The 26,841-nt window shown below is 72.5% G+C and carries 19 protein-coding genes and 3 pseudogenes; 14 read left to right on the forward strand and 8 right to left on the reverse strand.

Annotation, left to right across the window (positions count from 1 at the left end):
* Positions 1–6: 6 nt before the first annotated feature.
* The 5 genes from ABH931_RS19810 (at position 7) to ABH931_RS19830 (ending at position 7,459) form a co-directional block, all read left to right on the forward strand.
* Complete coding sequence (locus ABH931_RS19810; RefSeq protein WP_370115020.1) at positions 7–834, forward strand: hypothetical protein; 828 nt, start codon at positions 7–9, stop codon at positions 832–834.
* A 251-nt stretch (positions 835–1,085) separates the two neighbouring features.
* A complete protein-coding gene (locus tag ABH931_RS19815) occupies positions 1,086–2,579 on the forward strand; it encodes a transglycosylase domain-containing protein (protein WP_370115022.1) in 1,494 nt (497 codons plus the stop codon).
* Between the two features lie 284 nt (positions 2,580–2,863).
* Positions 2,864–3,652 carry an ABC transporter ATP-binding protein gene (locus tag ABH931_RS19820; protein ID WP_370115024.1) on the forward strand — a complete coding sequence of 263 codons (789 nt, stop codon included), beginning with the start codon at positions 2,864–2,866 and terminating at the stop codon, positions 3,650–3,652.
* Positions 3,649–6,213, forward strand: a complete 2,565-nt coding sequence (locus tag ABH931_RS19825; RefSeq protein ID WP_370115026.1) for an ABC transporter permease — start codon at positions 3,649–3,651, stop codon at positions 6,211–6,213. Before ABH931_RS19820 ends, ABH931_RS19825 begins: the two co-directional genes overlap by 4 nt.
* A 175-nt stretch (positions 6,214–6,388) precedes the next feature.
* Complete coding sequence (locus ABH931_RS19830; RefSeq protein ID WP_370115027.1) at positions 6,389–7,459, forward strand: phosphatidylinositol-specific phospholipase C; 1,071 nt, start codon at positions 6,389–6,391, stop codon at positions 7,457–7,459.
* 79 nt (positions 7,460–7,538) lie between these two features.
* Here ABH931_RS19830 and ABH931_RS19835 read toward each other — a convergent pair whose 3' ends face one another.
* The gene (locus ABH931_RS19835) at positions 7,539–9,989 is read right to left on the reverse strand and encodes a lamin tail domain-containing protein (protein WP_370115028.1); all 2,451 of its coding nucleotides are present in this window, start codon (positions 9,987–9,989) and stop codon (positions 7,539–7,541) included.
* A 423-nt stretch (positions 9,990–10,412) separates the two neighbouring features.
* Between ABH931_RS19835 and ABH931_RS19840 the strand changes: the two genes are divergently transcribed.
* Complete coding sequence (locus tag ABH931_RS19840) at positions 10,413–11,765, forward strand: TIM44-like domain-containing protein (RefSeq protein ID WP_370115030.1); 1,353 nt, start codon at positions 10,413–10,415, stop codon at positions 11,763–11,765.
* A 9-nt stretch (positions 11,766–11,774) separates the two neighbouring features.
* On the opposite strand, the gene ABH931_RS19845 is transcribed toward ABH931_RS19840, so the two are convergent.
* From ABH931_RS19845 to ABH931_RS19855, 3 genes are all read right to left on the reverse strand, one after another.
* The gene (locus tag ABH931_RS19845) at positions 11,775–12,413 is read right to left on the reverse strand and encodes a class I SAM-dependent methyltransferase (RefSeq protein ID WP_370115032.1); all 639 of its coding nucleotides are present in this window, start codon (positions 12,411–12,413) and stop codon (positions 11,775–11,777) included.
* A 46-nt stretch (positions 12,414–12,459) separates the two neighbouring features.
* Entirely contained in the window at positions 12,460–12,708 is a 249-nt protein-coding gene (locus ABH931_RS19850) for a hypothetical protein (protein WP_370115034.1), read from the reverse strand.
* A gap of 172 nt (positions 12,709–12,880) precedes the next feature.
* A complete protein-coding gene (locus tag ABH931_RS19855; RefSeq protein ID WP_370115036.1) occupies positions 12,881–13,456 on the reverse strand; it encodes a TetR/AcrR family transcriptional regulator in 576 nt (191 codons plus the stop codon).
* A 129-nt stretch (positions 13,457–13,585) separates the two neighbouring features.
* On the opposite strand from ABH931_RS19855, the gene ABH931_RS19860 reads away from it, so the two are divergent.
* Positions 13,586–14,551, forward strand: coding sequence for a zinc-binding alcohol dehydrogenase family protein (locus ABH931_RS19860; RefSeq protein ID WP_370115038.1), 966 nt, complete (start codon positions 13,586–13,588; stop codon positions 14,549–14,551).
* Between the two features lie 308 nt (positions 14,552–14,859).
* On the opposite strand, the gene ABH931_RS19865 is transcribed toward ABH931_RS19860, so the two are convergent.
* Complete coding sequence (locus tag ABH931_RS19865) at positions 14,860–16,104, reverse strand: metallophosphoesterase (protein ID WP_370115040.1); 1,245 nt, start codon at positions 16,102–16,104, stop codon at positions 14,860–14,862.
* Between the two features lie 184 nt (positions 16,105–16,288).
* Here ABH931_RS19865 and ABH931_RS19870 point away from each other — a divergent pair, with 184 nt between their 5' ends.
* Together ABH931_RS19870 and ABH931_RS19875 are read left to right on the forward strand one after the other, a co-directional pair.
* Entirely contained in the window at positions 16,289–17,113 is an 825-nt protein-coding gene (locus ABH931_RS19870; RefSeq protein ID WP_370115042.1) for a xanthine dehydrogenase family protein subunit M, read from the forward strand.
* Entirely contained in the window at positions 17,110–19,881 is a 2,772-nt protein-coding gene (locus tag ABH931_RS19875) for a molybdopterin-dependent oxidoreductase (protein WP_370115044.1), read from the forward strand. Before ABH931_RS19870 ends, ABH931_RS19875 begins: the two co-directional genes overlap by 4 nt.
* 25 nt (positions 19,882–19,906) lie before the next feature.
* Here ABH931_RS19875 and ABH931_RS19880 read toward each other — a convergent pair.
* Positions 19,907–20,131, reverse strand: a pseudogene (locus ABH931_RS19880) (hypothetical protein); the annotation flags it as partial.
* Between the two features lie 254 nt (positions 20,132–20,385).
* Here ABH931_RS19880 and ABH931_RS19885 point away from each other — a divergent pair.
* The 4 genes and pseudogenes from ABH931_RS19885 to ABH931_RS19900 all read left to right on the forward strand — a co-directional run.
* Positions 20,386–20,829, forward strand: a pseudogene (locus ABH931_RS19885) (carbohydrate binding domain-containing protein); the annotation flags it as partial.
* Between the two features lie 222 nt (positions 20,830–21,051).
* Positions 21,052–22,008, forward strand: a pseudogene (locus tag ABH931_RS19890) (chitinase); the annotation flags it as partial.
* An 89-nt stretch (positions 22,009–22,097) separates the two neighbouring features.
* Entirely contained in the window at positions 22,098–22,871 is a 774-nt protein-coding gene (locus tag ABH931_RS19895) for a COG4280 domain-containing protein (RefSeq protein WP_370115046.1), read from the forward strand.
* A complete protein-coding gene (locus ABH931_RS19900) occupies positions 22,868–23,086 on the forward strand; it encodes a hypothetical protein (RefSeq protein WP_370115047.1) in 219 nt (72 codons plus the stop codon). The genes ABH931_RS19895 and ABH931_RS19900 overlap by 4 nt, the downstream gene beginning before the upstream one ends.
* Before the next feature lie 9 nt (positions 23,087–23,095).
* On the opposite strand, the gene ABH931_RS19905 is transcribed toward ABH931_RS19900, so the two are convergent.
* Positions 23,096–23,659, reverse strand: a complete 564-nt coding sequence (locus ABH931_RS19905; RefSeq protein ID WP_370115191.1) for a Chromate resistance protein ChrB — start codon at positions 23,657–23,659, stop codon at positions 23,096–23,098.
* A gap of 102 nt (positions 23,660–23,761) precedes the next feature.
* Between ABH931_RS19905 and ABH931_RS19910 the strand changes: the two genes are divergently transcribed.
* Complete coding sequence (locus ABH931_RS19910) at positions 23,762–24,634, forward strand: hypothetical protein (RefSeq protein WP_370115049.1); 873 nt, start codon at positions 23,762–23,764, stop codon at positions 24,632–24,634.
* Between the two features lie 111 nt (positions 24,635–24,745).
* On the opposite strand, the gene ABH931_RS19915 is transcribed toward ABH931_RS19910, so the two are convergent.
* Complete coding sequence (locus ABH931_RS19915; RefSeq protein WP_370115050.1) at positions 24,746–26,809, reverse strand: dipeptide ABC transporter ATP-binding protein; 2,064 nt, start codon at positions 26,807–26,809, stop codon at positions 24,746–24,748.
* Between the last annotated feature and the right edge of the window lie 32 nt (positions 26,810–26,841).

Raw genomic sequence — 26,841 nt, forward strand, 5'->3', positions numbered from 1 at the left:
ACTTTCATGCGTTTGCGCCCGATCATCGTCGGTGTGGCCGCTGCCGCCGCCGTCGCGACGGCTGGTGGAGTGGCCGCCGCCTCGACCGGCACCTCCCAGCCCGCCGCCACGCCCTCCGCCGGCTCCGCGGCGGTCACCGCCACGCCCTCGGCCGGCACCTCCCAGCCGGTCGCCACGCCCTCCGCCGGCGCGTCCAGCACCCCGGCCGGCGGGGCGTCCAGCACCCCGGGCAGCGGCGGCGGCGTCCCGTCCTCCGGCCCGGTGACTCTCACTCCGGTCGCGTTCACGGTCGTCGGTGCGCAGGGGACGCCGATCTCTGCCGGGGCGGTGGCCGAGATCCTGGCCTCGTGCCTGGGCCCGGACGCGTCGCGTTACCACGCGGTGCTCGCGCTGCGTGCTCCGATCGCCTCGGCGGACCAGGACGGCGTGGTCGTGGCCGTCAACTCCGCGAAGCAGTACGTGCAGTGCGAGACCAAGGGCCGCAAGGGCACCAGCCAGTCCGTCCCGCCGACGTTCATCAACGACCGGCTCTGGGGCAGCGGCCACCTGATCGAGTACTTCGACTCCACCGGCGAGCCCGCCGGCGGGGGCCGGTACCTGTTGCTGGGGGCCGGGCACTACGCCGCGAACGTCGCCAGGATCACCATCAGCTACGGCTCCGACCCGAAGCAGTACCCGGCCCAGATGGCCGGCGGCGCGTTCGCCTACACCACCGCCCTGTCCACCAACGCCGACCAGCTCGGCCCGAACATCGAGCTCCCGACCCCCTACGTCCACGCCTACGACGCGTCCGGCCACGAGATCTACAACCAGAAGAACGACCCCACACTCTGACACGCGACGTGGGCCCCGGCGTGCGACCGGGGCCCACGGCCCGCCCGGGGAGTTCCCTGTCCTCTTCTCTCTCATGACGGTGAAAGCGCTGCTTGATGTCTCGCCTGCCTGCACTCCCCCTGTTCCGGCGTGTCCGTCAGGGAGGTCCCACCCAGCAAGATCCCGCCCCTGACGCGCCTCGACGCCGCGTCCGGGGTGGGCGTCCGCGTCGCCGGTGGTGGTGGCGGTGGCTGCGCCGGATCCTCGGCGTGGTGCTGGTGGCGGCGGTCGGGATCGCCGGACTCGTCGTGGGGGCGTACGCCATGGTCGACATCCCCGCGCCGCACCCGGAGGCGGTGATGCAGAGCACCGTGTTCTACGACGTGCACGGGGCCTACATCGGCCGCCGCGGGCCGGTGGACCGTCAGGAGGTGCCGCTGGCACGGGTGCCGACGTTCGTGCAGGACGCGGTGATCGCTGCGGAGAACCGCACCTTCCGCAGCGACACCGGGGTCAACCCCTCCTCCATCGCCCGCGCGGTGCTCGCCGCCGTCACGGGCGGTGAGCGCCAGGGCGGTTCCACCATCACCCAGCAGTACGTCAAGAACGCCCTGCTCACCCCGCAGCAGTCCCTCTCCCGGAAGGTCCGCGAGGCCCTGATCGCGGTCAAGCTCGACCAGACCCGGCCCAAGGACGAGATCCTCCAGGACTACCTGAACACGGTGTACTTCGGGCGCGGCGCGGCGGGTATCCAGTCCGCCGCCCGCAACTACTTCGGCGTGGGCGCCGAGCGGCTGACCGTGGACCAGGGCGCGGCCCTGGCCGCGATCATCAATCTGCCCTCCTACTACGAGCGCGCCGGCTCGGCCCCCGCCGTCACCGCCACCCTGCGGCAGCGCTGGTCGTGGGTCCTGGACGGCATGGTCACCGACCACGCCCTCTCCCCGGCCCAGCGCGCCCAGGCCCGGTTCCCCACGTTCCGGCCCTACCCGCCCAGCCCCTCCGACGGCCAGCGCCAGTACCTGCTGGACGTCGCCTCCGCCGAAGCCGCGCACCGGCTCGGCATCACCCAGGACGAGCTCGCCCGCGGCGGCTACGTCGTCCGCACCACGTTCGACCTCACGCTCCAGGACGCCACGACGAACGCCGTCCGCTCCGACACCCTCGGCCCGCACGGCGCCGGCGGCTCCCGGACGACAGCTCTGCTGCACACCGCCGTCGCCGTCGTCGCGCCGGGCGGCGGCGCCGTCCGGGCCCTGTACGGGGGAGCCGACTACGCCCAGCAGCCCTTCGACGACGCCACCGACGGCGATGTCGAGGTCGGCACCACCCTGAGCCACCTGACCGGGGCCCGTCTGAGCGGGGCCGGGGATCTCGCCTCGGCCGCCACCGTCACCCCCGTCCAGATGGCCGCTCTCTACGCCGCCCTCCCGGCCGGCGGCCGGTACAGCGCCGCCTACACGGTCGACAGCATCACCCGTGGCGGTCAGACCCTCTACACCACGCGACCCCACCCGACGGCCCAGACCGGCGTCAGCGGCTACACGCTGCTCACCGGCCAGGCCGGCCGGCGCACCGCCTGGGCGGTCGGCGGCGAGAACACCCACCTCGCCCTGGCCGTCGCCCTCTTCGCCCAGCACCCCGTCACCGGCGGCAAGCCGGCCACCCCCGCCACGCTGGCAGGCCTCACCAAGGGCGAACCGACCGCGGTCGCGGCGCGCATCGCCCGCGACATCCTCTCCAGCGCGCCGGCCCGGCTGCCGTAGCGTGGCCGCATGGATCCGCGCAGCGTCACCGAACCCCAGCAGGCTCCCGACAACGAGACGCGGACCAGGTGAGGCCTCAGCTGAGTTGACCCTCCGGGGTGCCAAGCCGGCCGCGGCCGCCCGCCGCGAACCGCCGCCTTCCGGCGCGGGGGGTTAGCCCCACCCCCGGTCCGGTGACTCGCCCCATGGTTCCCAAGATGCCGCTCCAGCAGGCTGGACGCACGGGCGCAAGCCCGTGACGAGCACACAGCCGAGCAGGCAGTCGAGCACTCAGGAGCCCCCCAGTGACCACGTCCGTATCGAGTCCCCCGGCCCAGGGCAGCGACTCGCGCACGTCAGTCGCGGCCCGCGCGCGCGGGCTCACCAAGGCGTACGGCAGCGGCGACACGCGGGTGGTCGCACTCGACGCGGTGGACGTCGACATGCCGCGCGGGAGGTTCACCGCGATCATGGGCCCCTCGGGCTCCGGCAAGTCGACGCTGATGCACTGCCTGGCCGGTCTCGACACGGCCTCCAGCGGCCGGATCTGGGTCGGCGAGACGGAGATCACCAAGCTCAGGGACAAGCGCCTGACCCGGCTGCGCCGCGACAGCATCGGCTTCGTCTTCCAGGCGTTCAACCTGCTGCCCACACTGACCGCGCTGGAGAACATCACGCTGCCGATGGACATCGCCGGCCGCACGCCCGACCGGGCGTGGTTGGACCGCGTCGTGGAAACGGTCGGGCTGGCCGGGCGGCTGAAGCACCGCCCGGCGCAGCTCTCCGGAGGCCAGCAGCAGCGCGTGGCCGTGGCCCGGGCCCTGGTCGCCCGCCCCGAGATCATCTTCGGGGACGAGCCGACCGGGAACCTCGACTCCCGTGCCGGAGCCGAGATCCTCGGATTCCTGCGCCGCTCGGTCGACGAACTCGGCCAGACCATCGTCATGGTGACCCACGACCCGGTCGCCGCCTCCTACGCGGACCGCGTGCTCTACCTCGCCGACGGCCGTATCGTCGACGAGATGCACGCCCCGACGGCCGACGCCGTCCTGGAGCGGATGAAGTCCTTCGACTCGCGGGGCCGGACGTCATGACCGTGCTGCGGACCTCCCTGCGCAACTTCCTCGCGCACAAGGGCCGGATGGCCCTCTCCGCGGTCGCGGTGCTGCTGTCGGTGGCGTTCGTCTGCGGGACGCTCGTCTTCACCGACACCATGAACGCGACCTTCGACAAGCTCTTCGCGACGACCGCCTCCGACGTCACCGTCAGCCCCGCCAAGGTCGACAACGCCCAGCAGACCGGGACGCCGGACACCCTGCCCGCCTCGCTTCAGGCCCGGCTCGCACGGGTCCCCGGCGTGGCCGCGGTCGTGCCCGAGGTCAGCAGCCAGCAGGCCACCGTCGCCGACGGCCACAACAACGACATCGGCTCCACGACCGGCGCCCCGACCATCGTCGCGAACTGGAACCCGACCCGGACCAAATCCGTGGGCATCACCTCCGGCCACGTCCCGCTCGCGCCGGGCGACGCCGTCCTGGACGCCGACACCGCGGCCAGGCACCACCTGGGCATCGGCGACACGCTGCGCGTCATCGCCGGTCCCGGCGACTTCAAGGTGACCATCGCCGGGATCGCCACCTTCAGGACCACCAACCCGGGCGCGGCTGTCGTCTACCTCGACACCCCGACCGCGCAGCAGGGGCTGCTGGGCTCCCGCACCGCGTACACCGACGTCGCCCTGGACGCCGCGCCCGGCGTCAGCGACGACCAGCTCAAGGCGCGGGTCGACGCGGCGATCGGCCACGGCTACCAGGTGCAGACGGCTGCGGAGCTGAAGGCACAGAACCAGAAGGACATCGGTTCCTTCCTGGGTCCGATGAAGTACGTGCTGCTCGGCTTCGCCGGGATCGCGGTCCTCGTCGGCGTCTTCCTGATCGTCAACACCTTCTCCATGCTGGTGGCCCAGCGCACCCGCGAGATCGGGCTGATGCGGGCCATCGGTTCCAGCCGCCGCCAGGTCAACCGCGCGGTGCTGGTCGAGGCGGTACTGCTCGGCGTCGTCGGCTCCGTCGCCGGGATCGGCGCGGGCATCGGCCTCGCGGTCGGCCTGATGAAGCTCATGGGCGCTTTCGGGATGCACCTGACCACCGCCGATCTGACGATCAAGGCGGCGACGCCGCTGATCGGCCTGACCGTCGGCGTGGTCGTGACGGTGGTGTCCGCCATGGTGCCCGCCCGCCGCGCCGGGGCGATCTCCCCGATGGCGGCCATGCGGGACGCCGGCACTCCCGCCGACGCCCGCGCGGGTCGCGTCCGTGCGACGCTCGGGGTGCTGCTGACGGCGGCGGGCGGGACCGCCCTCGCGCTGGCCGCGAGCGCCGCCTCCGCGTCGGCCGGCTCCGGGCTGCTCGCGCTCGGCGTGCTGCTGACGCTCGTCGGCTTCGTCGTCGTCGGCCCGCTGCTCGCCAGGCTCGTCGTGCGCGTCCTCGGCGCGGTCACACTGCGGTGGTTCGGCCCGGTGGGCCGGCTCGCCGAACGCAACGCGCTGCGCAACCCGCGTCGCACCGGGGCCACCGCCGCCGCGCTCATGATCGGCCTGGCGCTGGTCGCGGGGTTGTCGGTGGTCGGCGACTCCATGGTCGCCTCGGCGACCGCCCAGATGGACCGGTCCGTCGGCGCGGACTTCATCATCCAGGCCGGCAACGGCAATCCGATCAGCCCGGCCGCGGCGAAGGCCGTTCACGCGGCCGGTCACCTGGCCCACGTCACCGACCGCACGGACGTCGCCGCGACCGTGACGGCCCCCGACGGCACGAAGGACCGGACGGTGATCGCGGCGGCCACGCCGTCGTACACCGACGACCTCCAGGCCAAGACCGTCCAGGGCAAGCTGATCGACGCCTACGGGCCCGGCGCGATGTCGGTGCCCGAGGGGTGGGCCAAGACCCACAAGGTCACCCTCGGCGACCGGCTCGACGTCGCCTTCACCAGCGGGTCGACCGCCCACCTCACGGTGGAGGCGATCACCTCGGACGACACGGTCTTCGACAAGGGCGCGATGTACATGAACATCGCGGACGCGAGGAAGTACCTGCCCGCGGACAGGTTCCCCGCGAACGACATGATGTTCGCCGCGGCGCTCCCCGGCCAGCAGAGCCAGGCGGCCGCCGCACTGGGGGCCGCCACCGCGGACTACCCGCAGATCAAGGTCCGCGACCAGGCCGACTACAAGAACATGATCCAGCAGCAGCTCGACCAACTGCTCAACATGATCTACGCCCTGCTGGCCCTGGCCATCGTGGTCGCCGTCCTCGGTGTGGTGAACACCCTCGCCCTCTCGGTCGTCGAGCGCACCCGCGAGATCGGCCTGATGCGCGCCATCGGGCTCTCCCGCCGCCAACTGCGCCGGATGGTCCGGCTGGAGTCGGTCGTCATCGCCCTGTTCGGCGCGGTGCTCGGCGTGGGCCTGGGCCTGGGCTGGGGCGTCGCGGCCCAGAAGCTGCTGGCCCTGTCGGGGCTGGGGGTGCTCAGCATCCCGTGGACCACGATCGGCGTCGTCTTCCTCGGCTCCGCACTGGTGGGCCTGTTGGCCGCGCTCTTCCCGGCCTTCCGCGCCGGGCGGATGAACATCCTCAAGGCCGTCGCCACGGACTGAGAGCACCAGGCACGGCGGGCCCTGTGAGAACACGGGGCCCGCCGCTCCCGTTGAAGAGTGGTGAAGACCCTGCGAGGATACGCGTCGACCGTCGTTACGGCTGGGTAACTTACCTTGTCAGCAAGGGTGTTGACTTTCGCCACGCCCAGCCGAAGCCAACCCGAGGGAGTACCGCATGACCGGAGCCCGCCGTGTCGCGTCGCGTGCCGCGCTTCTCGCCACCGCGCTCACCTGCCTGGCCGGTGCCACGGCCACGCCTGCCCTGGCCGACCAGACCGCGGGCTACTCCCACGATGGCAGCATCGGGCTGTCCGCCACCGACTGGATGGCCCGACTGCCCGACTCGACGCTGCTGAGCGAGATGTCCGTTCCCGGCACCCACGACAGCGGCGCCTCCGTCTTCGGCGGGGACATCGCCTTCACGCAGTCGATGGACCTGCCGACGCAGTTGAACTCGGGGATCCGGGCCTGGGACATCCGGCTGGGCGAGTCCTCCGGTCGCCTGGAGCTCTACCACGGTGTGGCCCGGCAGGGTCAGGACTTCCAGAACGACGTCCTCGCCACCGCCGACGCCTTCCTCCAGGCGCACCCCACCGAGTCGGTGCTGATGCGCGTGAAGGAGGAGCAGACCGTCACCGACTTCGCCACCCAGGTGCACAGCTACCTCGCCGCCGACCCACGGGTGTACCGCGGCACCAGCGACGATCCGCAACTGGGCGACATCAGAGGCAAGATCGTCGTGCTTCAGGACTTCTCCTCCCCCGACCGGGAGGGCATCCCCTACGACAACAGCAGCTGGTCGGTCCAGGACAACTACACCCTGGCCGACAACTGGTCCCTGGCCGACAAGTGGCACAGCGTCTCGGCCCAGTTGGACGCCGCGGCCTCCGGACCGGCCACGGAGACGTACGTCAACTACCTGAGCGGGTCCGGCGGGTCCTTCCCCTACTTCGTGGCCAGCGGCCACTCCAGCCCGGGAACCGGCGCGCCCGACCTGCTCACGGGCTGGACCCGCGGCATCATCAACACCTGTGGCTCGTCGTCCAGTTGCATCCCGGAGTACCCCAGCGTGAACTGCTTCTGGGGCACCTGCTCGGTGGCCTTCCAGGGCGTGAACGTCATGGCGATGCAGAAGATGGACGCGGCGTCCGGCACGCACCACCGCTACGGGATCGTCTACTCCGACTTCCCCGGGGCCGGGCTGGTCCAGGCCGTCATCAACGCCAACTCCGGCTCATCCGGCTGACGTTCACTACGGCACCGGGCAGCGGGCGGCGATGAGCCGTGCCGCTGCCCGGTGGCGTCCCGGTCGTCCGCTCAGGAGATCACGGGCGGAACTGGACCTCCTGCGGGTCGTGGTCGCTGGTCTGGTTGGTGTACTCCGAGTTCATGTGCACGACCTGGTAGGTGCTGTCACCGACACCCCGGCTGACCAGGATGTGGTCGAGCACCTCGGAGACGCCCTCGTAGTCGTAGGTGTACTGCTGGTCCAGCGGCAGCGTGGTGATGAGGTCGGTCAGGATCCGCGGGCCGGTGCCGTCGGCGGTGCCCGTGGTCAACGACTGGAGGGCCGGGCTGAACTGGTAGTCGTTCAGGTCGCCGACGACGACCACGTCCGCGTTCTTCCTGACCGCCAGCAGGCTCTGCACGAAGTCGTGCACGACCTGGGCCTGGCCGGAGCGCTGGAGCGCCGAGGACTGCGCCGGGTACTGGAAGCGGCCGTCCTGGTTCTGGTCGCCGAGCTTCGCGTCGAAGTGGTTGGCGATGACGAAGACCGGCTTGCCGCGGAAGCTGAACTCCCCCACCAGCGGCTTGCGGCTGGAGCCCCAGATCGGGTTGGCCGGGTCGATCCGGCCCGGCGACAGGGTGAGCTGCGGCTCGCCGTCGACCTTGACGACGTGGGTGCCGGTCGTGCTGCGGTTCGTGTCCGAGGGGCCGCGGTCGACGAAGCTCACCCGGGCCGCGTTGTAGAGGAAGACGACGCGGATGTTGCCGCCGGGCTGGCCGCCGTCCTGGTCGTTGACCGGGTCGATCTCGCGGTAGCTGTACTGCGGGCCGCCGGCGGCGGTGATGGCGGCGGTGAGCTTGCCGATGGTCTGGTCGGCGGCCACGGTGCCGTCGTCGGTGGCGCCGGAGTTGTCCTGGATCTCCTCCAGGGCGATGATGTCGGGCTTGGCGAGGTTGGTCACGATGCCCTGGGCCAGCGCGGAGAACTTGGTGTCCGGGTCGGACGGGGCCAGGTTCTCCACGTTGTAGGTGGCGATGGAGAGGTCCTTGGCGGCGGCCGGCGTGGCGACCACCGGAGCCAGGTGGCCGGACTGGACGGCGCCGAGGTTGGAGGCCGCCACCAGGAAGCCGCCGTACTGCGAGTAGTCGACGGTGCCGACCGTCGCGCCGGTGAACTCGTCGCCCACGCTCACCCTGGGGTTGGAGCCGTCGTCGGCGACCACCTCCAGGCGGCCGGACGGGGTGGTGTTCTCACCGGTCAGCTCGGTGCCGCCGCGGTAGCTGACGGCCTCGGTCGGCTTGACCGTGACGTACTGCTCGCCGTAGGAGTCGGAGGGGCCGACGACGCGCGCGTTGTCCACCTCGACGCGCATGCCCTCGATGGACTCGTAGAAGTCCAGCACGGAGCGGCTCGGAGTGATCGGCGTGCTCTCGATGTTGCCGCCGCCGAGATCGGGCGCGTAGGTGCCGGGCACGTCCGAGGCGTCCAGGACGATCGGCGCGGGCAGCGGATTGCCGCTGCTCAGCGTGGTGACGGTGGGTGAGACCAGCTCCGTCACCGACAGGTTGGAGGTGGTGGCGGCGGTGTCGCCACTGGCGAGCGGGTAGTACTGGGAGACCTTGGCGGAGACCAGCACGGAGTCACCGACCGCCACGGTCGGGGCGGCCGAACCGGTGTAGACGAAGACGCCCTCGCTGGTGGCCGGGTTGTCGTCGGGGTTCGGGTCCTGGATCCAGAAGCCCTTGCTGCCGCTGCTGCGGATCGCGGTGACCACGCCGGGCACGTTGGTGACGGTCTTGCCGTTCAACGGCGAGACCCAGGTGGTGCCCTGGATGTCGTGGATCCGGACGCTGCCCGGCGTCGCCGTGGCGCTGGGGCCGGCACTGGCGCTCGGGCTGCCGCTCGCGCCGCCGGTGGCCGAGTTGTCCGGCTGCGGGGCGACGGCCGTGAAGTCGGCGCCGTTCTGGTCGGTGTCCGCGCCGGCGGCGCTGCGGGTGTCCGCGGTGGTGTTGCTCAGCGTCGGCGCGTCGGCGGCGCCCTCGTGGACCACGGCCGTGCCGTAGCCGACGAGGTCGCGCACGGTGGTGTCGGCGGCGCAGTCGGCGGAGGTCTTGCAGGTCAGCGCGGTCTGCGAGGTGACCAGGGCGACCGTGCCCGAGGTACCGCTCAGGTTGATCGCGCCGGTCGCGTCCGGGGTGGGCAGGTCGGCGGTGCCGCCGCTGCCGGCGGCCTCCTGGACCAGGTAGGAGCCGCCCGGCGCGATGCTGCCGCTGAGCGGGGTGACCTGCCACGTCGTCGTCGCCCCGGGCGCGGCGGAGAGGTACTGCACCGACCAGCTGGACAGGTCGACCGGGGCGGACCCGTTGTTGCGCAGCTCGACGAAGTCGTTCTTCAGGGTCGCACCCGAGTTGCCGCCACCGCCGTAGACCTGACTGACGACCAGGTCGGCCGAGGGCGTGGCCCCGGCAGAAGGGGCGAGGGCGATGGCGGCGAGCGCACTGCTGACCGCGATGGCGGCCACGAGCAGGCGGTTGCGGGGAGTGGACACGGTCCTCCTAGACCTGGGCAGCCTGCATCGGCCGACGCGGAGGTCTCCGGTCGGCTGATGTCTCCGAGTGGTGCTCAGGAGACAGCATGGGGGCCTCGAACAGACCACGTAGGGCGATTCGCGAAGCTGTCAGCGCCAGTTCACCGAGCCGTCGACATCCTCCCAGGTCATGACTGATCTACGCGGGTTGGCAACGGGCGTAGATCCGGCGCCGCCGGGGCCCTCGGTACGCTCTGCCGGTGACGGACGGGGGTAGCGGTGGCAACTGAGGGTTCCGGGGCCGGGTCGACCCCGGTCCGGGCGGCGGAGTGCCCGCGAGCGCGCGTGAGGTCGCGTGGTCCCGGCGGCCGGCTCGGGGCGTTCCGGGTGGGCCGGCTTGTAGGCTGGCGTGGAACATCTCTGAATTCTTGGGGGGAGGCCCCGGTGCGCACCCGTCGCTGGATATCCGTGGTCGCTGGAGTCGTCGTGCTGAGCAGCCCGACGGTGGCGTACGCCCGTGGTGGTGGTGGCAGCCACGGGTTCAGTGGCGGCGGGAGCAGCCACAGTGGCGGATTCCACGGGTCGGGCGGAGGCGGCTTCGGCGGCAGCTTCGGTCACGGTTTCGGCGGCGGCTTCGGTGTCGGCCTCGGAGCCGGTGGCGGTGGGATCCTCCCCTTGCTGGTGCTCGTGGCCGTGGTCCTCCTGATCCTGTGGCTCAGGTCGCGGCGCCGGAAGGCGGGGCTGGCCGGCGGCCTGAACACGGGGTCGGACCGCACCGCGCACCGCGCCGACGAGCAGGCGCGCGAGCGCGCCGCCCAGGTCGGGGCCCGGGTCGACGCCATCGCCGACACCGACGCGACCTTCGAGCGCACGGCGCTCGAGAGCCGCGCCGCCTGGCTGTACACGACGGCGCAACGTGCCTGGACGGCACGCGACCACGCCATGCTCCAGCAGATCCTGTCGCCGGTGCTCTACGGCAAGTGGGCCGACGAGCTGCGCGACTACGCGTCGCGCGGCGAGACCAACATCGTGGAGATCGTCTCCGGTCCGGTCGTCGAGCTGGTCGACGTCGCGAACCGTGCCGGTGAGATCAACGACACCGTCACCTTCCGGATCACCGCGACCCTCAACGACTTCGTCCGCAGCAACTACGGCCCGGACTCCCGGCGCAAGGACGGCTCGACGCGGCCGGTCGAGTACTGGACGCTGCGCAAGAACACGTCCGGCGAGTGGATCGTCTCGTCCATCGAGCAGGCGGCCGAGGGGGCACACCACCTGACCGCCGCCATCGAGACGGACGGCTGGGACCAGCGGGAGGTCGCCCGGGAGGCGGTGCTCGAGGTGGCCGGGAAGACCGCGGTCGGGGGCGGGAGCGACCTCCTGTCGCTCACCAACATCTCCTGGAGCACCGACGCGGACGCGGCTGTCGGCGATCTGAGCGTGCTCGACGGCCGGTTCGACAGGTCGGTTCTCGAGGTCGCCGTCGAGCGGTTCCTCGAGGAGTGGGTCATGAACGACGGCAGCCTGGACTTCACGGCCGTGCGCACGCCGCATCGGACCGTCATGCGTGACGCCGTCATCAGGTCGGTCACGGTGAGCTCGCTGGTCTCGCGCGAGCCGGTCGTCTTCCGGGTCACGGTCGACGCGGAGGGCGTCTACTACGAGGTCGACCGCGGGACCGAGCAGGTGCTCCGTGGCGACGCCCTCAAGCGCAGGCCGATCACCTTCGCGTTCGGCCTGCGGCTGGACGACACGTCGGCCGCGGCGTGGAGCGTGATCGCCGCCCACGCGGAGTAGGTCGCGCCCTCACCCGCGGGCGGGGCTCAGGATCCAGACGCCGTAGGTGTCGTTCGCGGGGTGCAGCTCGTAGCTGCCGGCCCGGAGGTCGACGCGGAGGCCGACGGCGGCCGCGTCCGCCTCGAACTCCGCGGCCGGGTAGACGCGGGCGTGCGGGGGCAGGTCCCGCAGGTGGAACCCGACCAGAAGGCGGCCGTTGTCACCGAGCACGTCGCGCATCGCCGCCAGCGCCGTCCGCTCGGTCCCCTCGGCCAGGTAGACCATCACGTTGCCCACGCAGACGACCAGGTCGAAGGGACCGTCCTCGGGACCGAGGTCGAGGATGTCCCGCTTCTCGATCGGCAGCCCCGGGTAGGTCTCCCGGGCCTGCCGGAGCAGCCCTGCGTCGGGCTCGATGGCCACCACCTCGTGCTCGCGCCGCAGGAGCGCGGCGGCCACTCGGCCCATGCCGGCGCCGGCGTCGAGAACCCGGGCCCGGCGGGGTAGGAGCGTGTCGGCGAGCCGGGCCTCGCCGTCGACGTCCTGGCCGGCGGCGACCAGGTCGGCGAACCGCTTGCCGTAGTTCCCGCTCCAGCCCGCCTCCTGCCAGCGGGTCGGCCGCGCCGTCATCGGGGTGCCGCCGGCGTGCGGCGGTGTGACCTCGTCCATGTCCCGCATCGTACGACGAGGCCTTCCCACACCGCCGGGGACGGGCTCAGCTCGCGAGGGCCGGCGATGCGGGTCGGCTGAAGGGGGCCGACACCTCCCACGGCGCGCCCGTGGGCGGCCCCGTCAACGGCCTGGCCCCGGGCGGCGCGTGGAACGCGGTCAGCAGATCCGTGCTCTCCGCCTGCGCCGCGGCCTGCGGCGAGCCGCCCGGCCGCACCTGTGCGCCCGAGACGCAGCCGCTCAGCAACGCCGCGCACGTCACCAGCACGGCCACCACCCCGGGCTCACGCCGCACGACGAATCGCCGACGTCTCCGACGTCGCGGATGTCGCGGATACCGTGGATGCTGCGGATGTCGCGGATGCCGTGGATGGCGTGGATGTCGCCGCGGTAACTCTCTCCGACTCCATGCCGGTCTGACGTACCGTCATGGAATCGGGGTTCCGGCGGCTCCTACGCCCCGAAAGTCAGCCGGCCCCGGGAGTGCCCAGATCGAGCCGGTCGAGGAGCCGCCAGAGCGTGGCGCGGCCGGCCGCGTCCCGTGCGCCCGTGGTCGTCTCCGCCACCGAGAGCTCCGCGGACATCGCGACGACCAGGCGCGCGGCCGAGGCCGCGTCCGGCCAGCCCATGGCGCGCAGGTCGGCCTCCGCCTGGGCGGCGAAGACCTCCGTGCGGGCGGTGACCTGGTCGGCCAGGCGGGGGTCGCTGCGGGCCTCCAGCAGCATCGCCTTGACGCCGTTGTGCCGCAGGCAGAGGTCCAGGTAGGTCTCCATGCCGGCGCGGAGGCGGGCGCGGCCGGGTGGCAGCGGGTCCATCGCTGCTCCGACCGCCTCGGCCACCTGGGCGTGGAAGCGCCCGTGCAGGGCGTTCAGGAAGGCACCCCGGTCCGGGAAGTGCACGTAGAAGGTGCCCTTGGCGACCCCTGCGGCGGCCACCACGCGGTTCACGCTCATGCCCGAGAGCCCGTGCTCGGCGGCGATCGCCAGCCCCGCGTCGAGCAGGGACTCTCTGGTGCGCTCGGCCGCGGCCGCTCGGGTGGTCATGCCGGGAGTCTAGGGGCCCCCTGGTGGGGACACGCCCTCTTCGCTAGAGTGACTGACCGGTCGGTCACTGAACCACCGAAGCCCCGAAGCACCGCATCCCCGCACGAAGAACACGAATGAGGAGGCGCCATGCGCGCAGCGATCGTGGACGAGCTCGGCCGGACACCCCGCCTCGGACAGCGACCGGACCCGGTCGAGCGCGCCGGGCACACGCTGGTGCGCGTCACCGCGGCCGCGCTCAACCCGGTGGACCTGCACATCGCCTCGGGAACCCACCCCGCGGGCGCGCCCGCGGGGCCGTTCGTGCCAGGCGTGGAGGGGGTGGGGACGGTCGTCGCGGGCGGCACCCTGCCCGCGGGCACCCGCGTCCGCGTCGCGGTGCCCGGCGGACTGGTCGACGGCACCCTCGCCGAGTACGTCCTGGCCCCGGACCAGACCTGCGTCCCACTGCCGGACGGGCTGGACGACGATCTCGCGGCCGCCGTCGGCGTGGTCGGCGTCAGTGCGCTGCTCGCCCTGCGCGACGAGGCCGCGTTGCGGCCGGGCGAGTCGGTGCTGGTCCTGGGCGCGACCGGCGGGCTCGGCCAAGCCCTGGTCGCGACGGCGCGCGCGCTCGGCGCCGGTCGGGTGGTGGCCGCCGGCCGCAACGCGGACCGGCTCAAGGCCCTCGGCGCGACGGCCGACGCGACGCTGACGCTGCCCTCCGCCCCGGACGCGCCACCGACCACCGCGGAGGAGCTCGCCGCGATCGGTGGCCCCGTCGACGTCGTGGCCGACCTGCTCTGGGGCCCGCACGCGGCACTTGCGGCGACGGCACTGCGGCCGGGCGGACGCTGGGTCAACCTCGGCCAGACGGCGGGCGGTCACGCCCGGCTCGACGCCGCCGTCCTGCGGCACCTGCGGCTGCGGCTCTCGGGCTTCAGCGCCGCCGCACTGCCTCCCGCGCGCGTGGTGGCCGCCTACCAGGAGGTGGCCACGCTCGCCGCCGACGGCACCCTCCCCCTGTCCGTCACCCCCTACCCGCTGGACGGGGTCGCCGACGCCTGGACGGCGCAGGCCGCCTCACCGGGCACCAAGCTGGTGCTACGCCCCTGAGGCTCGACGCTCACGGTCACGGTCGCGGGACATCCGGGCCGGCGATCGCGCGGGGGAAGTACGTGCTCAGCCCCTCCCCCCGCTCCATGCAGCCGTGGCACGAGGGCACGGGCGGCGCTGACGACACGGGGTTCCAGGTGGCGGGTGGCGCCGCGCTCACCGGCTCCACCACCACACGTGCACGGTGGTGACCGATGCCCGCGGCGGCGAGCGCCGCCCGCTGGCGCTCGAAGTCGGGGCGCGCCTGCTCGATCAGCTCCAGATCGAGGCCGAGTCCAGCCGTGCGTAACGCGGCGAGTTCGCTCGCGCTACGCCGCCCGCAGGGTCAGCAGGGTGATCTCGCTCGGGGCGAAGACCCGGAAGGGCGGGCCCCAGAAGCCGGTACCGCGGCTGGTGTAGAGGTGGGTGCGCTCGCCGTGGTGGGAGAGGCCGCTGACGACGGGCTGGTCGACGCGGACGAGGTAGTGGAAGGGCCAGATCTGGCCGCCGTGGGTGTGGCCGGAGATCTGCAGGTCGACACCGGCCGCCGCGGACGTGGCGACGAACTTGGGCTGGTGGGCCACGAGCAGGACCGGCTGGTCCTGGTCCGTGCCCGCCAGGGCGTCCCGCAGGTCGGCGCGGTGGCCGGCCAGGCCGGAGGACTCGGCGGTCACGTCGTCGACGCCCGCCACGACCAGCCGGTCGCCGCCCCGCTCCACGATCACGTGGCTGTTGCGCAGCAGCTCCCAGCCGAGCTCGCCCATGCGGTCCAGCCAGCCCTCGGCGCCGCTGTAGTACTCGTGGTTGCCGGTCACGTAGACCCTGGCGTGCCGCGCGCGGACCGCGCCCAGCGGCGCCGACTGCTCACGGCGCCGTTCCGCCGTGCCGTCGGCGATGTCGCCGGCGTGGATCACCACGTCCGCGTCGAGCGTGTTGACCACCTCGGTGACGCGCGCCGACCAGCGGGCCCGGTCGATCGGGCCGTAGTGGGTGTCGGTGAGGACGACGACGCGCGTGCCGTCCAGGCCCGCGCCGAGGCGCGGCAGGGTGACGTCCTGGCGCCGGACCCGGGGCACCCGCATCGCCTCGTGGTGCCCCCAGCCGAGCAGTGCGGCCGAGACCACGGCGACCGCCACCGCCACGGCCCGGGCCGGCCCGACGCCGCCGAGGCCCACCGTCATCAGCACCAGGTGCGCCAGGCCACCGACGACGGACCAGGTGAACAGCACCCAGACGACGCCCAGCATGGTGTCCGCGATCCGCGAGGCCCGGTCGTCGTGCCGCTTCCCGTGGCCCGCGGCCATCAGGTACGGAAAGGAGACCAGGCCCGCCGCGAAGAGCACGGTGCCCGCCAGGAAGACCGGGAACGGCCAGTCGACGCCGAACGCGAAGAGCGTGCCCCAGGGCAGGACGAACAACAGGCCCAGGACGAGGAAGACCACTCCCCCGCCCAGCCGCCGACGCAGCGACCCGCGCGCCCGTGGCGCTTCAGGGGCCGCCGCCGACCCGCTCTCGTCCGCCGGCTCGCTCGCGTCGCGGACCGATCGCGGTCCCGTGGTCACGCTGTCTGCCACCGCGTCGCCCCTTCTCTCCGTACCTGAACCATGCCGTCCGCCTGTCCCCCTCCTGCGAACGCACTGGTCGATCACCCAGTTCCGCACCCCCGGCTTGGTAGTCCCACCCACTCGTTGCGCCCGCCCGTCCGTTGCTTCAATCACGGTGTCGACCTGCGGGAACGGTGAGAGGACGGTGCGAGGCGTGGACCTGAACACGGTGGTCGAGATGCGTGACGCGCGGCATCGCGAGACGTGGCGCCCGGGGGACGCATGGCTCGGCGGTGGCACGTACCTCTTCTCGGAGCCGCAGCCGCACGTCCGCCGGCTGGTCGACCTGAGCCGGATGGAGTGGGAGCCGGTGCGGATGACGCCCACGGGCGACCTGGAGATCGCCGCGACCTGCACGATCGCCCGGCTGTCGCGCTTCGCCCAGGACGCGGACTGGTCGGCGGCGCCGCTGTTCGAGCAGTGCTGCCGGGCCTTCCTGGCCTCCTGGAAGATCTGGAACATGGCCACCGTCGGCGGGAACCTGTGCAACGGGCTCCCGGCCGGGCCGATGATCTCGCTGACGGCCGCGCTCGGCGGGGTCTGCGAGCTGTGGGCGCAGTCCGGCTCCCGGCGCGAGGTGCCGGTGGCGGACTTCGTCGTCGGTGCCGGGGTCAAGGTGCTCGAACCCGGTGAGCTGCTGCGTTCGATCACCGTACCGGCGCGGGGGCTCGCGGCCCGGACCGCCTTCCGGCAGGCGTCGCTGTACGGGCTCGGACGGTCCGGCGCCCTGCTCGTCGGCACGCTCGACCCGGTCGACGGCGAGCTGGTGCTGACCGTGACCGCCTCCACCGTGCGGCCGATCCGGCTGCGCTTCCCGCTGCCGCCGAACGCCGACGCCATGCGGGAGGCGGTCGGGTTCGGCATCGCGCCGCACGAGTACTTCGACGACATCCACGGCCTGCCGGAGTGGCGCCGTCACATGACCTTCCGTTTCGCCGAGGAGATCCGGCGCGAGCTGATCGAGGAGGACGGGAGATGAGCTTCTCCGTCAACGTCAACGGTGAGGACTTCGACGCCGAGCCGAGAGCGGGCCAGTGCCTGCGCACCTATCTGCGCGAACGCGGCTGGTTCGGGGTGAAGAAGGGCTGCGACGCGGGCGACTGCGGCGCCTGCACCGTCCAGGTCGACGGGGAGCCGGTGCACAGCTGCCTGTACCCGGCGCTGCGCGCCGAGGGCCGCGCGGTGACCACCGTCGAGGGGCTCGCCAAGGACGGCGAGCTGCACCCGATGCAGCAGCGGTTCCTGGACGCCCAGGGCTTCCAGTGCGGCTTCTGCACCGCGGGCTTCCTGATGACCACCTCGGCGAAGGGCTTCGACGAGGAGAAGCGCGCCGACCTGCCGCGGGCGCTCAAGGGCAACCTGTGCCGCTGCACCGGGTACCGGGCCATCGAGGACGCGATCTGCGGCGTCAAGCACACCGAGCGGCCGGCGGCGGGCCAGGCCGTGGGCCGCAGCCTCGGTGCTCCCGCCGGTCCGCAGGTGGTGACCGGGACCGCGCGCTACACCTTCGACGTCGAGGTCGAGGGTCTGCTGCACATGAAGCTGCTGCGTTCCCCGCACCCCCACGCCCGGATCGTCTCCATCGACACCTCCGCCGCGCTGCGCGTCCCCGGGGTGCACGCCGTGCTGACCCACCACGACGCGCCGGAGAAGCTGTACTCCTCGGCGCGCCACGAGCACCCGACCGAGGACCCGGACGACACGCGGGTGCTGGACGACGTGGTGCGGTTCGTCGGCCAGCGGGTCGCCGCCGTCGTAGCCGACAGCGAGGGGGCCGCCGAGGAGGGCTGTCGCCAGGTCGTGGTCGAGTACGAGGAACTCCCCTACGTCGTCGACCCGGAGGAGGCCATGCTCCCGGGTGCGCCGGTGATCCACCCGAAGGGGCCTGAGTCGCGGATCTTCCGCGCCGAGAACAACGTGTGCGGAGAGGTGCACGGCGAGATGGGCGACGTCGAGCAGGGCTTCGCCGAGGCCGACGTCGTCTACGAGGAGACCTTCCGGACGCAGCGGGTCCAGCACGCCAGCCTGGAGACGCACGGCTGCGTCGTCTGGTTCGAGCAGGGTGAGGACGAGGGCGATACGGGCGAGGAGCGGATCGTCGTCCGCTCCAGCACGCAGGTGCCGTTCCTGACCCGGCGCGCCCTGTGCGATCTGTACGACCTGCCGATGGAGAAGGTGCGCGTGGTCGCCGGACGGGTCGGCGGCGGCTTCGGCGGCAAGCAGGAGATGCTCACCGAGGACATCGCGGTGCTGGCGGCGATGAAGCTGCACCGCCCGGTCAAGCTGGAGTTCACCCGCCCCGAGCAGTTCTACGGCGCCACGACCAGGCACCCGTTCAAGGTCACGGTGAAGGTCGGCGCCCGGAAGGACGGCACCCTGACCGCGCTCCAGTTCCGGGTGGTCGCCAACACCGGCGCCTACGGCAACCACGGCCCGGCCGTGATGTTCCACAGCGTCGGCGAGTCGATGGGCGTCTACAAGGCGCCGAACAAGAAGGTCAACGCGTACTCCGTCTACACCAACGGCGTGCCCGCCGGCGCGTTCCGCGGCTACGGACTGGGCCAGGTCACCTTCGCGCTGGAGTCGGCGATGGACGAGCTGGCCCGGCGCCTGGACATCGATCCGCTCGTCCTGCGCGAGAAGAACGTGATCGGTCCCGGCGACCACATGGAGGGCCCCTGCGGCGAGGAGGAGGACCTGCACGTCGCCTCCTACGGCCTGGACCAGTGCCTCGGTGTGGTGCGCAACGCGCTCGCCGACGACCGCAGCGCCGAACTGGCGCCCGAGGGCTGGCTGGTGGGGCAGGGCTTCGCGATGTCCGCGATCGCCACCGGCCCGCCCGGCGGCCACTTCGCGGACGCCACGGTCAAGCTGCTGGAGGACGGCAGCTACGACATCGCGGTGGGCACCGCCGAGTTCGGCAACGGCACCACCACCGTCCACAAGCAGATCACCGCCGGAGCGCTGGGCACCACCGTGGACCGGATCGCCATCCGCCAGTCCGACACCGACGTCGTGAAGCACGACACCGGCGCCTTCGGCTCGGCGGGGACGGTGGTGGCCGGCAAGGCCGTGATGAAGGCGGCCAACGCGCTCGCCGAGCAGATCCTCTCCTTCACCGCCGAGTACGCCCGCACCCCCCGCAGCCTGCTGCGGCTGACCGCGGACGCGGTGGAGTGCGACGGCCGGGTCGTGACGCTCAAGGAGGTCTTCGAGGCCGCGCGCGGCAAGGGCGTCGTGCTCAGCGCCGACGGGCACTGGGGCGGTTCGCCGCGCTCGGTGGCGTTCAACTCGCAGTGGTTCCGGATCGCCGTCGACCCGGACAGCGGCGAGATGAAGATCCTGCGCAGCGTCCACGGCGCCGACGCCGGCAAGGTGATGAACCCGCTGCAGTGCCGGGGCCAGGTGGAGGGCGGCGTCGCCCAGGCGCTGGGCGCGACGCTGTTCGAGCGGGTGCTGCTGGACGAGCGGGGCGAGGTCACCACCGCCGCGTTCCGCCGTTACCGGCTCCCCGCCTACGCCGACGCGCCGCGCACCGAGGTCCACTTCACCGAGACCTCGGACGCCATCGGCCCGCTGGGGGCCAAGTCGATGAGCGAGAGCCCGTTCAACCCCGTCCCGCCCGCGTTCGCCAACGCGCTGCGCGACGCGACCGGGATCCGCTTCACCGAGGCTCCCTTCCTGCGCGACCACGTCTGGCGGGCCCTGGACGCCCACCGCCGGGGCGCGCACCGCGCGGCCGACTGACCGCAGCCGTTCGGACCGCAGCCGTTCAGACCGCGACCAGGGTGGTCTCGCCGGCCTTCACCTGGGTCCAGACACCCGCCCCTTCGCCCAGTCGCAGCTCCGCCGCGGCGTCGGGAGTGACCTCCCACGGCGGGCGCGGCGCGCGGGCGATCTGCGCCGACGGGGCGTACTGCAGTGCGCTGCCGTCCTGGAGGACCAGCGTGCGGTCGGCGAGGGCGACAGCCTCGACCGGGTCGTGGGTGACGATCATGCCGAGGGGCCGACCAACGCATAGCGGGCGCCTTGGTCCCCGCCTCCGAGCGGGACTCAAGTCGTGCTGATGATCCGGCACTTCGCCCGACCGGCCAACCCGTGCGACATTGGTCCAGACCTATTGACGGGACATGCCACCCCACCTACGATCCGATCCGGCACAGCCCCACATGTCCCCACCACCCAGCGCCGGGCGCCACGCCCCCCACGGCTCGGATCTGTCCACGGCGCCCGGTGGGAAGGGAGCACCGCATGTTCCGCCGCAGGTCGAGCATCCTCGCCACCGTGAGCGCCACCGCGTTCCTCGGCGCCGCCCTGGCCGTCTCCGGCCCGGTCACCGCGGGCGCGGCCACCACCAACCTGGTGGCCAACCCCGGCTTCGAGAACGGGCTCTCCGGCTGGTCCTGCACCAGCGGGTCCGGCACCGTCGTCAGCAGCCCTGTCCACTCCGGGAGTTCGGCGCTCATGGCCACCCCCGCCGGCCAGGACGACGCGCAGTGCAGCCAGACCGTCAGCGTGCAGCCCAACTCCCAGTACACGCTGAGCGCCTACGTCCAGGGCAGCTACGTCTACCTGGGCGCCACCGGCACCGGAGGCAGCAGCGACCCGTCCACCTGGACGCCGAGCAGCACCTCGTACAGCCAGCTCAGCGTCTCCTTCACCACCGGCGCGAGCACCACCTCGGTGACGGTCTACCTGCACGGCTGGTACGGGCAGCCGGCGTACTACGCCGACGACGTCTCCCTGACCGGCCCGGCGGGAAGCCCCTCCCCCACCCCGAGCACCAGCGGTTCACCGAGCGCGAGCGCCTCGCCCACCGTCAGCAGCTCGCCCACGACGAGTGCTTCCCCCACCACCAGCGCCTCGCCGAGCTCCTCGCCGACCGGCAGCGCCTCCCCGAGCTCTTCGCCGACGAGCGCCACCTGCCCCACCAAGCCCCGGCCGTCGGGCAAGGTGCTCCAGGGCTACTGGGAGAACTGGGACGGCGCCGCGAACGGCGTCCACCCCGGCCTCGGCTGGATCCCCATCACCGACAGCCGGATCGCCGCACACGGCTACAACGTCATCAACGCCGCCTTCCCGGTGATCCTGTCGGACGGCACCGTGGAGTGGCAGGACGGCATGGACACCAACGTCAAGGTCGCGACCCCGGCCGAGATGTGCCAGGCCAAGGCCGCCGGGGCGACGATCCTGATGTCGATCGGCGGCGCCAGTGCCGGGATCGACCTGAGCTCCAGCGCGGTGGCCGACCGGTTCGTGGCGACCGTCGTCCCGATCCTGAAGCAGTACAACTTCGACGGGATCGACATCGACATCGAGACCGGCCTGACCGGCAGCGGCAACATCAACACGCTCTCCACCTCGCAGGCCAACCTGGAGCGCATCATCGACGGCGTGCTGTCGCAGATGCCCGCGGGCTTCGGCCTGACCATGGCCCCCGAGACCGCCTACGTCACCGGCGGCAGCATCACCTACGGGTCGATCTGGGGCGCCTACCTGCCGATCGTCAAGAAGTACGCCGACAACGGGCAGCTGTGGTGGCTGAACATGCAGTACTACAACGGCAGCATGTACGGCTGCTCCGGCGACTCCTACTCCGCCGGCACCGTCCAGGGCTTCACCGCGCAGACCACGTGCCTGAACAACGGCCTCACCATCCAGGGCACCACCGTCAAGGTGCCCTACGACAAGCAGGTCCCCGGCCTGCCGGCCCAGTCCGGCGCGGGCGGCGGTTACATGGCGCCCAGCCTGGTCAGCCAGTCGTGGAACGCCTTCGGCGGTTCGCTGAAGGGACTGATGACCTGGTCCATCAACTGGGACGGCTCCCTGGGCTGGACCTTCGGTGACAACGTCAAGGCCCTCCAGGGGCGCTGACCCCGGCAGCCGGCGCGGTCGGTCCTACCCCCACCCGCGCCGGCTGTACACCCTTGCCCGGTGGATGTAACGACTGTTAGTTTTCATATGTGACCACGTTCGTCCTCTTCGCCACCGTGTTCCTCGCCTGCGCCGTCGAAGCCGTCGAGGCGCTGACAATCGTGCTGGCCGCCGGTACCAGCCGGCACTGGGGCTCGGCTCTCCAGGGCACGCTCGCCGCGCTGCTGGTGCTGGCGGTCACCGTCGCCGCGCTCGGCCCCGCGATCGGGCACCTCCCGCTCGGTCCGCTGCGGCTGCTCGTGGGGGCGCTGCTGTTGGTCTTCGGCCTGCAGTGGCTGCGCAAGGCCGTCCTGCGCGGCTCGGGCCACAAGGCGCTCCACGACGAGAGCGCGGCCTACGCCCACCAGGTCGACGCCGCGGCGGCGGCCGCCACCGGCGGGCGGGGGCGGGTCAAGGACTGGTACGCGTTCACGCTCTCGTTCAAGGGCGTCTTCCTGGAGGGCCTGGAGGTCGCCTTCATCGTCGTCACCTTCGGCGACAACCAGCACGACATCCCGGTCGCGGTGCTCGGCGCACTGGTCGCGGTCGCCGCCGTCACCCTCGCCGGAGTGGCCGTGCGGGCGCCGCTGGCCAAGGTCCCGGAGAACACCATGAAGTTCGTGGTGGGCACGATGCTCACCGCCTTCGGCGTCTTCTGGGCCACCGAGGGCACGGGCGCCCGCTGGCCCGGCTCCGACGCCGCGCTGCTGGTCCTCGTCCCGGCCGTGGCCGCGCTCGCCCTGGGCTGCACCGCGGTCCTGCGCCACACCCACGCCGTCACCGTCGCCCCCGCGGCAGCGCGCTCCGAAGGGAGCCTCACGTGAACCCCGTCCCGGCCGTCCGCGCGTTCCTGCGGTTCTGGTACGACTTCGTCGTCGGCGACGACTGGCGCGTCGCGCTCGGGGTGGTCCTCGCCCTGGCCGCCACCTGGGGGCTGGTCCGGGCCGGGATCAACGCCTGGTGGCTGCTCCCCCCGGTCGTCGCCGGCCTGCTCGGCCTCTCCCTGGCCCGCGCGGTGCGCGGCACCAGGGCCCGCTGAGGCGCGGCGTCAGCGGCCCTCCCCCTCCTCGGCGTAGACGCGGGCCGCGTACTCGTCCAGCACCTTGGCGCACCGCTCCAACGCGGTCTGCGCGGCCGTCTGGCCAGAGGCGCCGAGGACGTCCCTGGCCACCACCTTGGCGAGCCAGTTGCGCAGCTTCACCAGGTCCTCGTCGTTCTCCTCCAGCTCGGCGTAGGTGAAGTGCTCGGCCCGGTACTCCTTCTCGATCTGCCCGAGGAAGTCCTCGCAGCGGTCCACGATCTCCTCGTACTCGTCGTCGCGGGCCGCGTTGAACTGCTCCTCGATCTCCGGCCCACCGCCGAGCGCGCCCGCGGTCAGCAGCGAGGCCGTGCCGCCCATCTCCAGGATCTCGTTGCGCAGCAGCCGCAGCGCGCGTTCCGCCGACGCGCTCTCGGGCAGGGCCGCGACGGAGTTCTGCAGGTAGATCGCCCCGAGGCCCTTGATCTTCCGCCATACGCCGGCCCGCAGCCGCGTCGGCTCCGCCGGGATCTTGTAGACCAGCACCAGCCAGCGCACGCCCCCGGTCCGCCGCTCGGCGGCCTCCTGCCCCATCACGCCCGGCCTCCCGCCACGACGAGCCGATCACCCTTCCGCTCGCCACAGTACGTGACATCCTGTCGGCCGGATTCCGATCGGCCGACGAGGAGGCAGCAGGTGTTCGACGTGGCACACGATCCCGACGACGTGGAGCTGCTCACCTCCCGCGACGGGTGGGCGGTCTGGCAGGGAGTCGCCTACCCGTGCAGGGCCGAGCCGAGCCTGTGGCCACGGCTGGCACTGCGCGCCCGCGGCGACGGCCGGGCACCGACGGGACTGGAGCGGTCGCCGGACGAGGACGAGCCGCGCCACGTCCACCTGGTCGATCCGGAGCTGCTGGACGCCTGGTTCGAGGCGCACTGGACCTTCCGCTGGCGCGGCGAGCCGTTCGCGAGCCTGGGGACGAGGGACGGCGGGCGCGTGTGGAGCCGCTACGAGGGCACGGACCAGGAGTTCGCCCGGCGGCATCTGAGCCACGTGCACACCGGACAGGCCCTGCTCCCAATCGACGAGATCACCGACGTCACCGTCCACCGCACCGACCTGCTCGCGCTGCGGCACGAGCGGCTGCGCCTGCTGGCCGAGGCCGACGGCTACGCCCCCCGCGCCTTCGCGGTGGTCGACGGCCGCGAACTCCCCGCCGGGGCGGAGGTCGACGCCGCAGGCCAGGTCACCGTCGTCGAGGGCGGCGACCTGCGCCAGGTCCCGGTCGCGGAGCTGACGGCCTGGTGGATGGTGTACTGGACCTTCACCATCGAGTACGGCGACGTCGCCCACCCCTTCGCCGCCCTGCGCGGGGACCGCGACACGGTCCTGGGCAAGTACACCGGCGACGCGACCTACGGCCTGGTGATGCACACCTACCTGCTGTCGGAGGCGAGCTACGAGGACGGCCGCAGGTACTACACCGCCAACGCCTACCCGGAGAAGCTGACGGACCTCACCGAGCACCGCGCCGACCTCCTGGCCGACCTCCTCGCCGACGGGTGAGTGCTACGCGCGGGTGAATCCGTGACTGCGCTCCACCTTCGCCACGTGCAGGGTGTAGCGCCCACCGTATCCGGCGACGGACCGTCAGGCCCGTGCGTACCGCGCGGGTCCTCACTCCGCGGGCGGCTCCTGGAGCGGGAAGTGGCAGGCGGCGAAGTGGCGGGGGCCGAAGGGGCGCAGGACCGGTTCCTGCTGCGCGCAGCGGTCCTGGGCCAGCGGGCAGCGGGTGCGGAAGCGGCAGCCGGACGGCGGGTCGACCGGGTTCGGCAGTTCGCCCCTGACGGCCGGGCCGCGTGCGGCCTTGGCCCGTTCCTCGCCCGGATCCGGCACGGGGACGGCGTCCAGCAGACCGGCCGTGTACGGGTGGACGGCGCGCAGGTGGATGTCGTCCGCGGTGCCGACCTCGACCATGCGGCCGAGGTACATGACGCCGATCCGGTCGGCGAGGTAGCGCACCACCGCGAGGTCGTGCGAGATGACCAGGTAGGACAGGCCGTGATCGGCCTGGAGACGGTTCATCAGGTTGAGCACCTGGGCCCGGACCGAGACGTCCAGCGCGGAGACCGGCTCGTCGGCCACGATCACCCGGGGGGTGAGGGCCAGCGCGCGGGCCAGGCCGATGCGCTGGCGCTGGCCGCCGGAGAACTCGTGCGGGTACAGCTCCACGGCGTGCTGCGGCAGGCCGACCTCGTCGAGCAGTTCCGCGACCCGGGACTCCTGCTGGCGGGCGGTGCCGATGCCCTGGATCTGCAACGGCTCGCGCAGGATGCTGCCGACCCGCATCCGGGGGTCGAGGGAGGAGAACGGGTCCTGGAACATCATCTGCAGGTCCCGGCGGCGGCGCCGCAGTTCGCGCCCGCGCAGCGGGCCGAGCTCGGTCCCCTCCAGCGTGACCGAGCCGGCGTCGGGCCGGTCCAGGCCGACCAGGATGCGGCCCAGCGTCGTCTTGCCGCAGCCCGACTCGCCCACCAGGCCGAAGGTCTCCCCGGCGGCGAGGGTGAGGGAGACGCCGGAGAGCGCGTGCACGACGCGTCGGGGCCGGCCGGGCAGCCGGGCCCCGCGGACCGGGAACTCCTTGACCAGGTCCCGGGCTTCGAGCAGCGGCACGCTCCCGGCCGCGACGGACGGCGTACCGGAAGGCGCGTCGGCGGGTCGCGGGGTCGCAGTAACGGAGGCACGCGGGAGCGGGCCGTCCGTCGGATGCCAGCAGGCGAACCGGTGACCGTCCGGGCCGTCGCCGCCGTCCGTGCCGGTGAGCTGCGGCTCCTTCTCGCGGCAGGTGTCGGTGACGTACGCGCACCGCTCCGCGAAGCGGCAGCCGGACGGCGGGTCGACCAGGTCCGGGGGCATACCGGGGATGGTGGGGAGGCGGGTCGCCGGGTCCTGGTCCAGTCGGGGCACCGAGGCCAGCAGGCTCTGCGTGTAGGGGTGGCGCATGCCGCGGAAGAGCCGTTCGGTGCCGGTGCTCTCGGCGATCCGGCCCGCGTACATGACGTTGACCCGGTCGGTGTGCCCGGCGGTGACGCCCATGTCGTGGGTGATCAGGACGACCGCCATGTCCAGGCGGCGGCGCAGGTCCGCGAGCAGGTCGAGGATCTGCGCCTGGATGGTGACGTCCAGGGCCGTGGTGGGCTCGTCGGCGATCAGCACGCGCGGCTCGTTGGCGAGCGCCATGGCGATCAGGACGCGCTGGCGCAGGCCGCCGGAGAGCTGGTGCGGGTAGTCACCGAGCCGCTCGCGCGCGTGCGGCAGCCCGACCAGGCCGAGCACCTCGACGGCCCGCTCGGCCGCCTCCGCCCGGGTGCAACCGCGGTGCAGCAGTACGGACTCGGCCACCTGGTGGCCGATGGTCCTGGTCGGATTCAGTGAGGTCATCGGGTCCTGGAAGACCATGGCGATCTCGTTGCCCCGGACCCGGCGCAGCTCCTTGTCGGGCAGCCCGACCAGCTCGCGCCCGTCGAGCCTGACCGAGGAGCCGCCGACGATCTCGCCGCCGGGCGGCAGCAGGCCCATGACCGACAGTCCGGTCATGGACTTGCCGCAGCCGGACTCGCCGACCAGTCCGAGGGTCTCCCCCGCCTCCAGGGTGAAGGAGACGTCGTCCACGGCCCTGACGACGCCACGCCGGGTCCGGATGTGGGTGGTGAGGTGCTGGACCTCGAGGAGCGGTGGCATTGGTGGAGTCCTCGGTCGTGATGCGGGCAGCG

It is taken from the genome of Streptacidiphilus sp. MAP12-33 (assembly GCF_041261265.1).
Lineage (GTDB): Bacteria > Actinomycetota > Actinomycetes > Streptomycetales > Streptomycetaceae > Streptacidiphilus.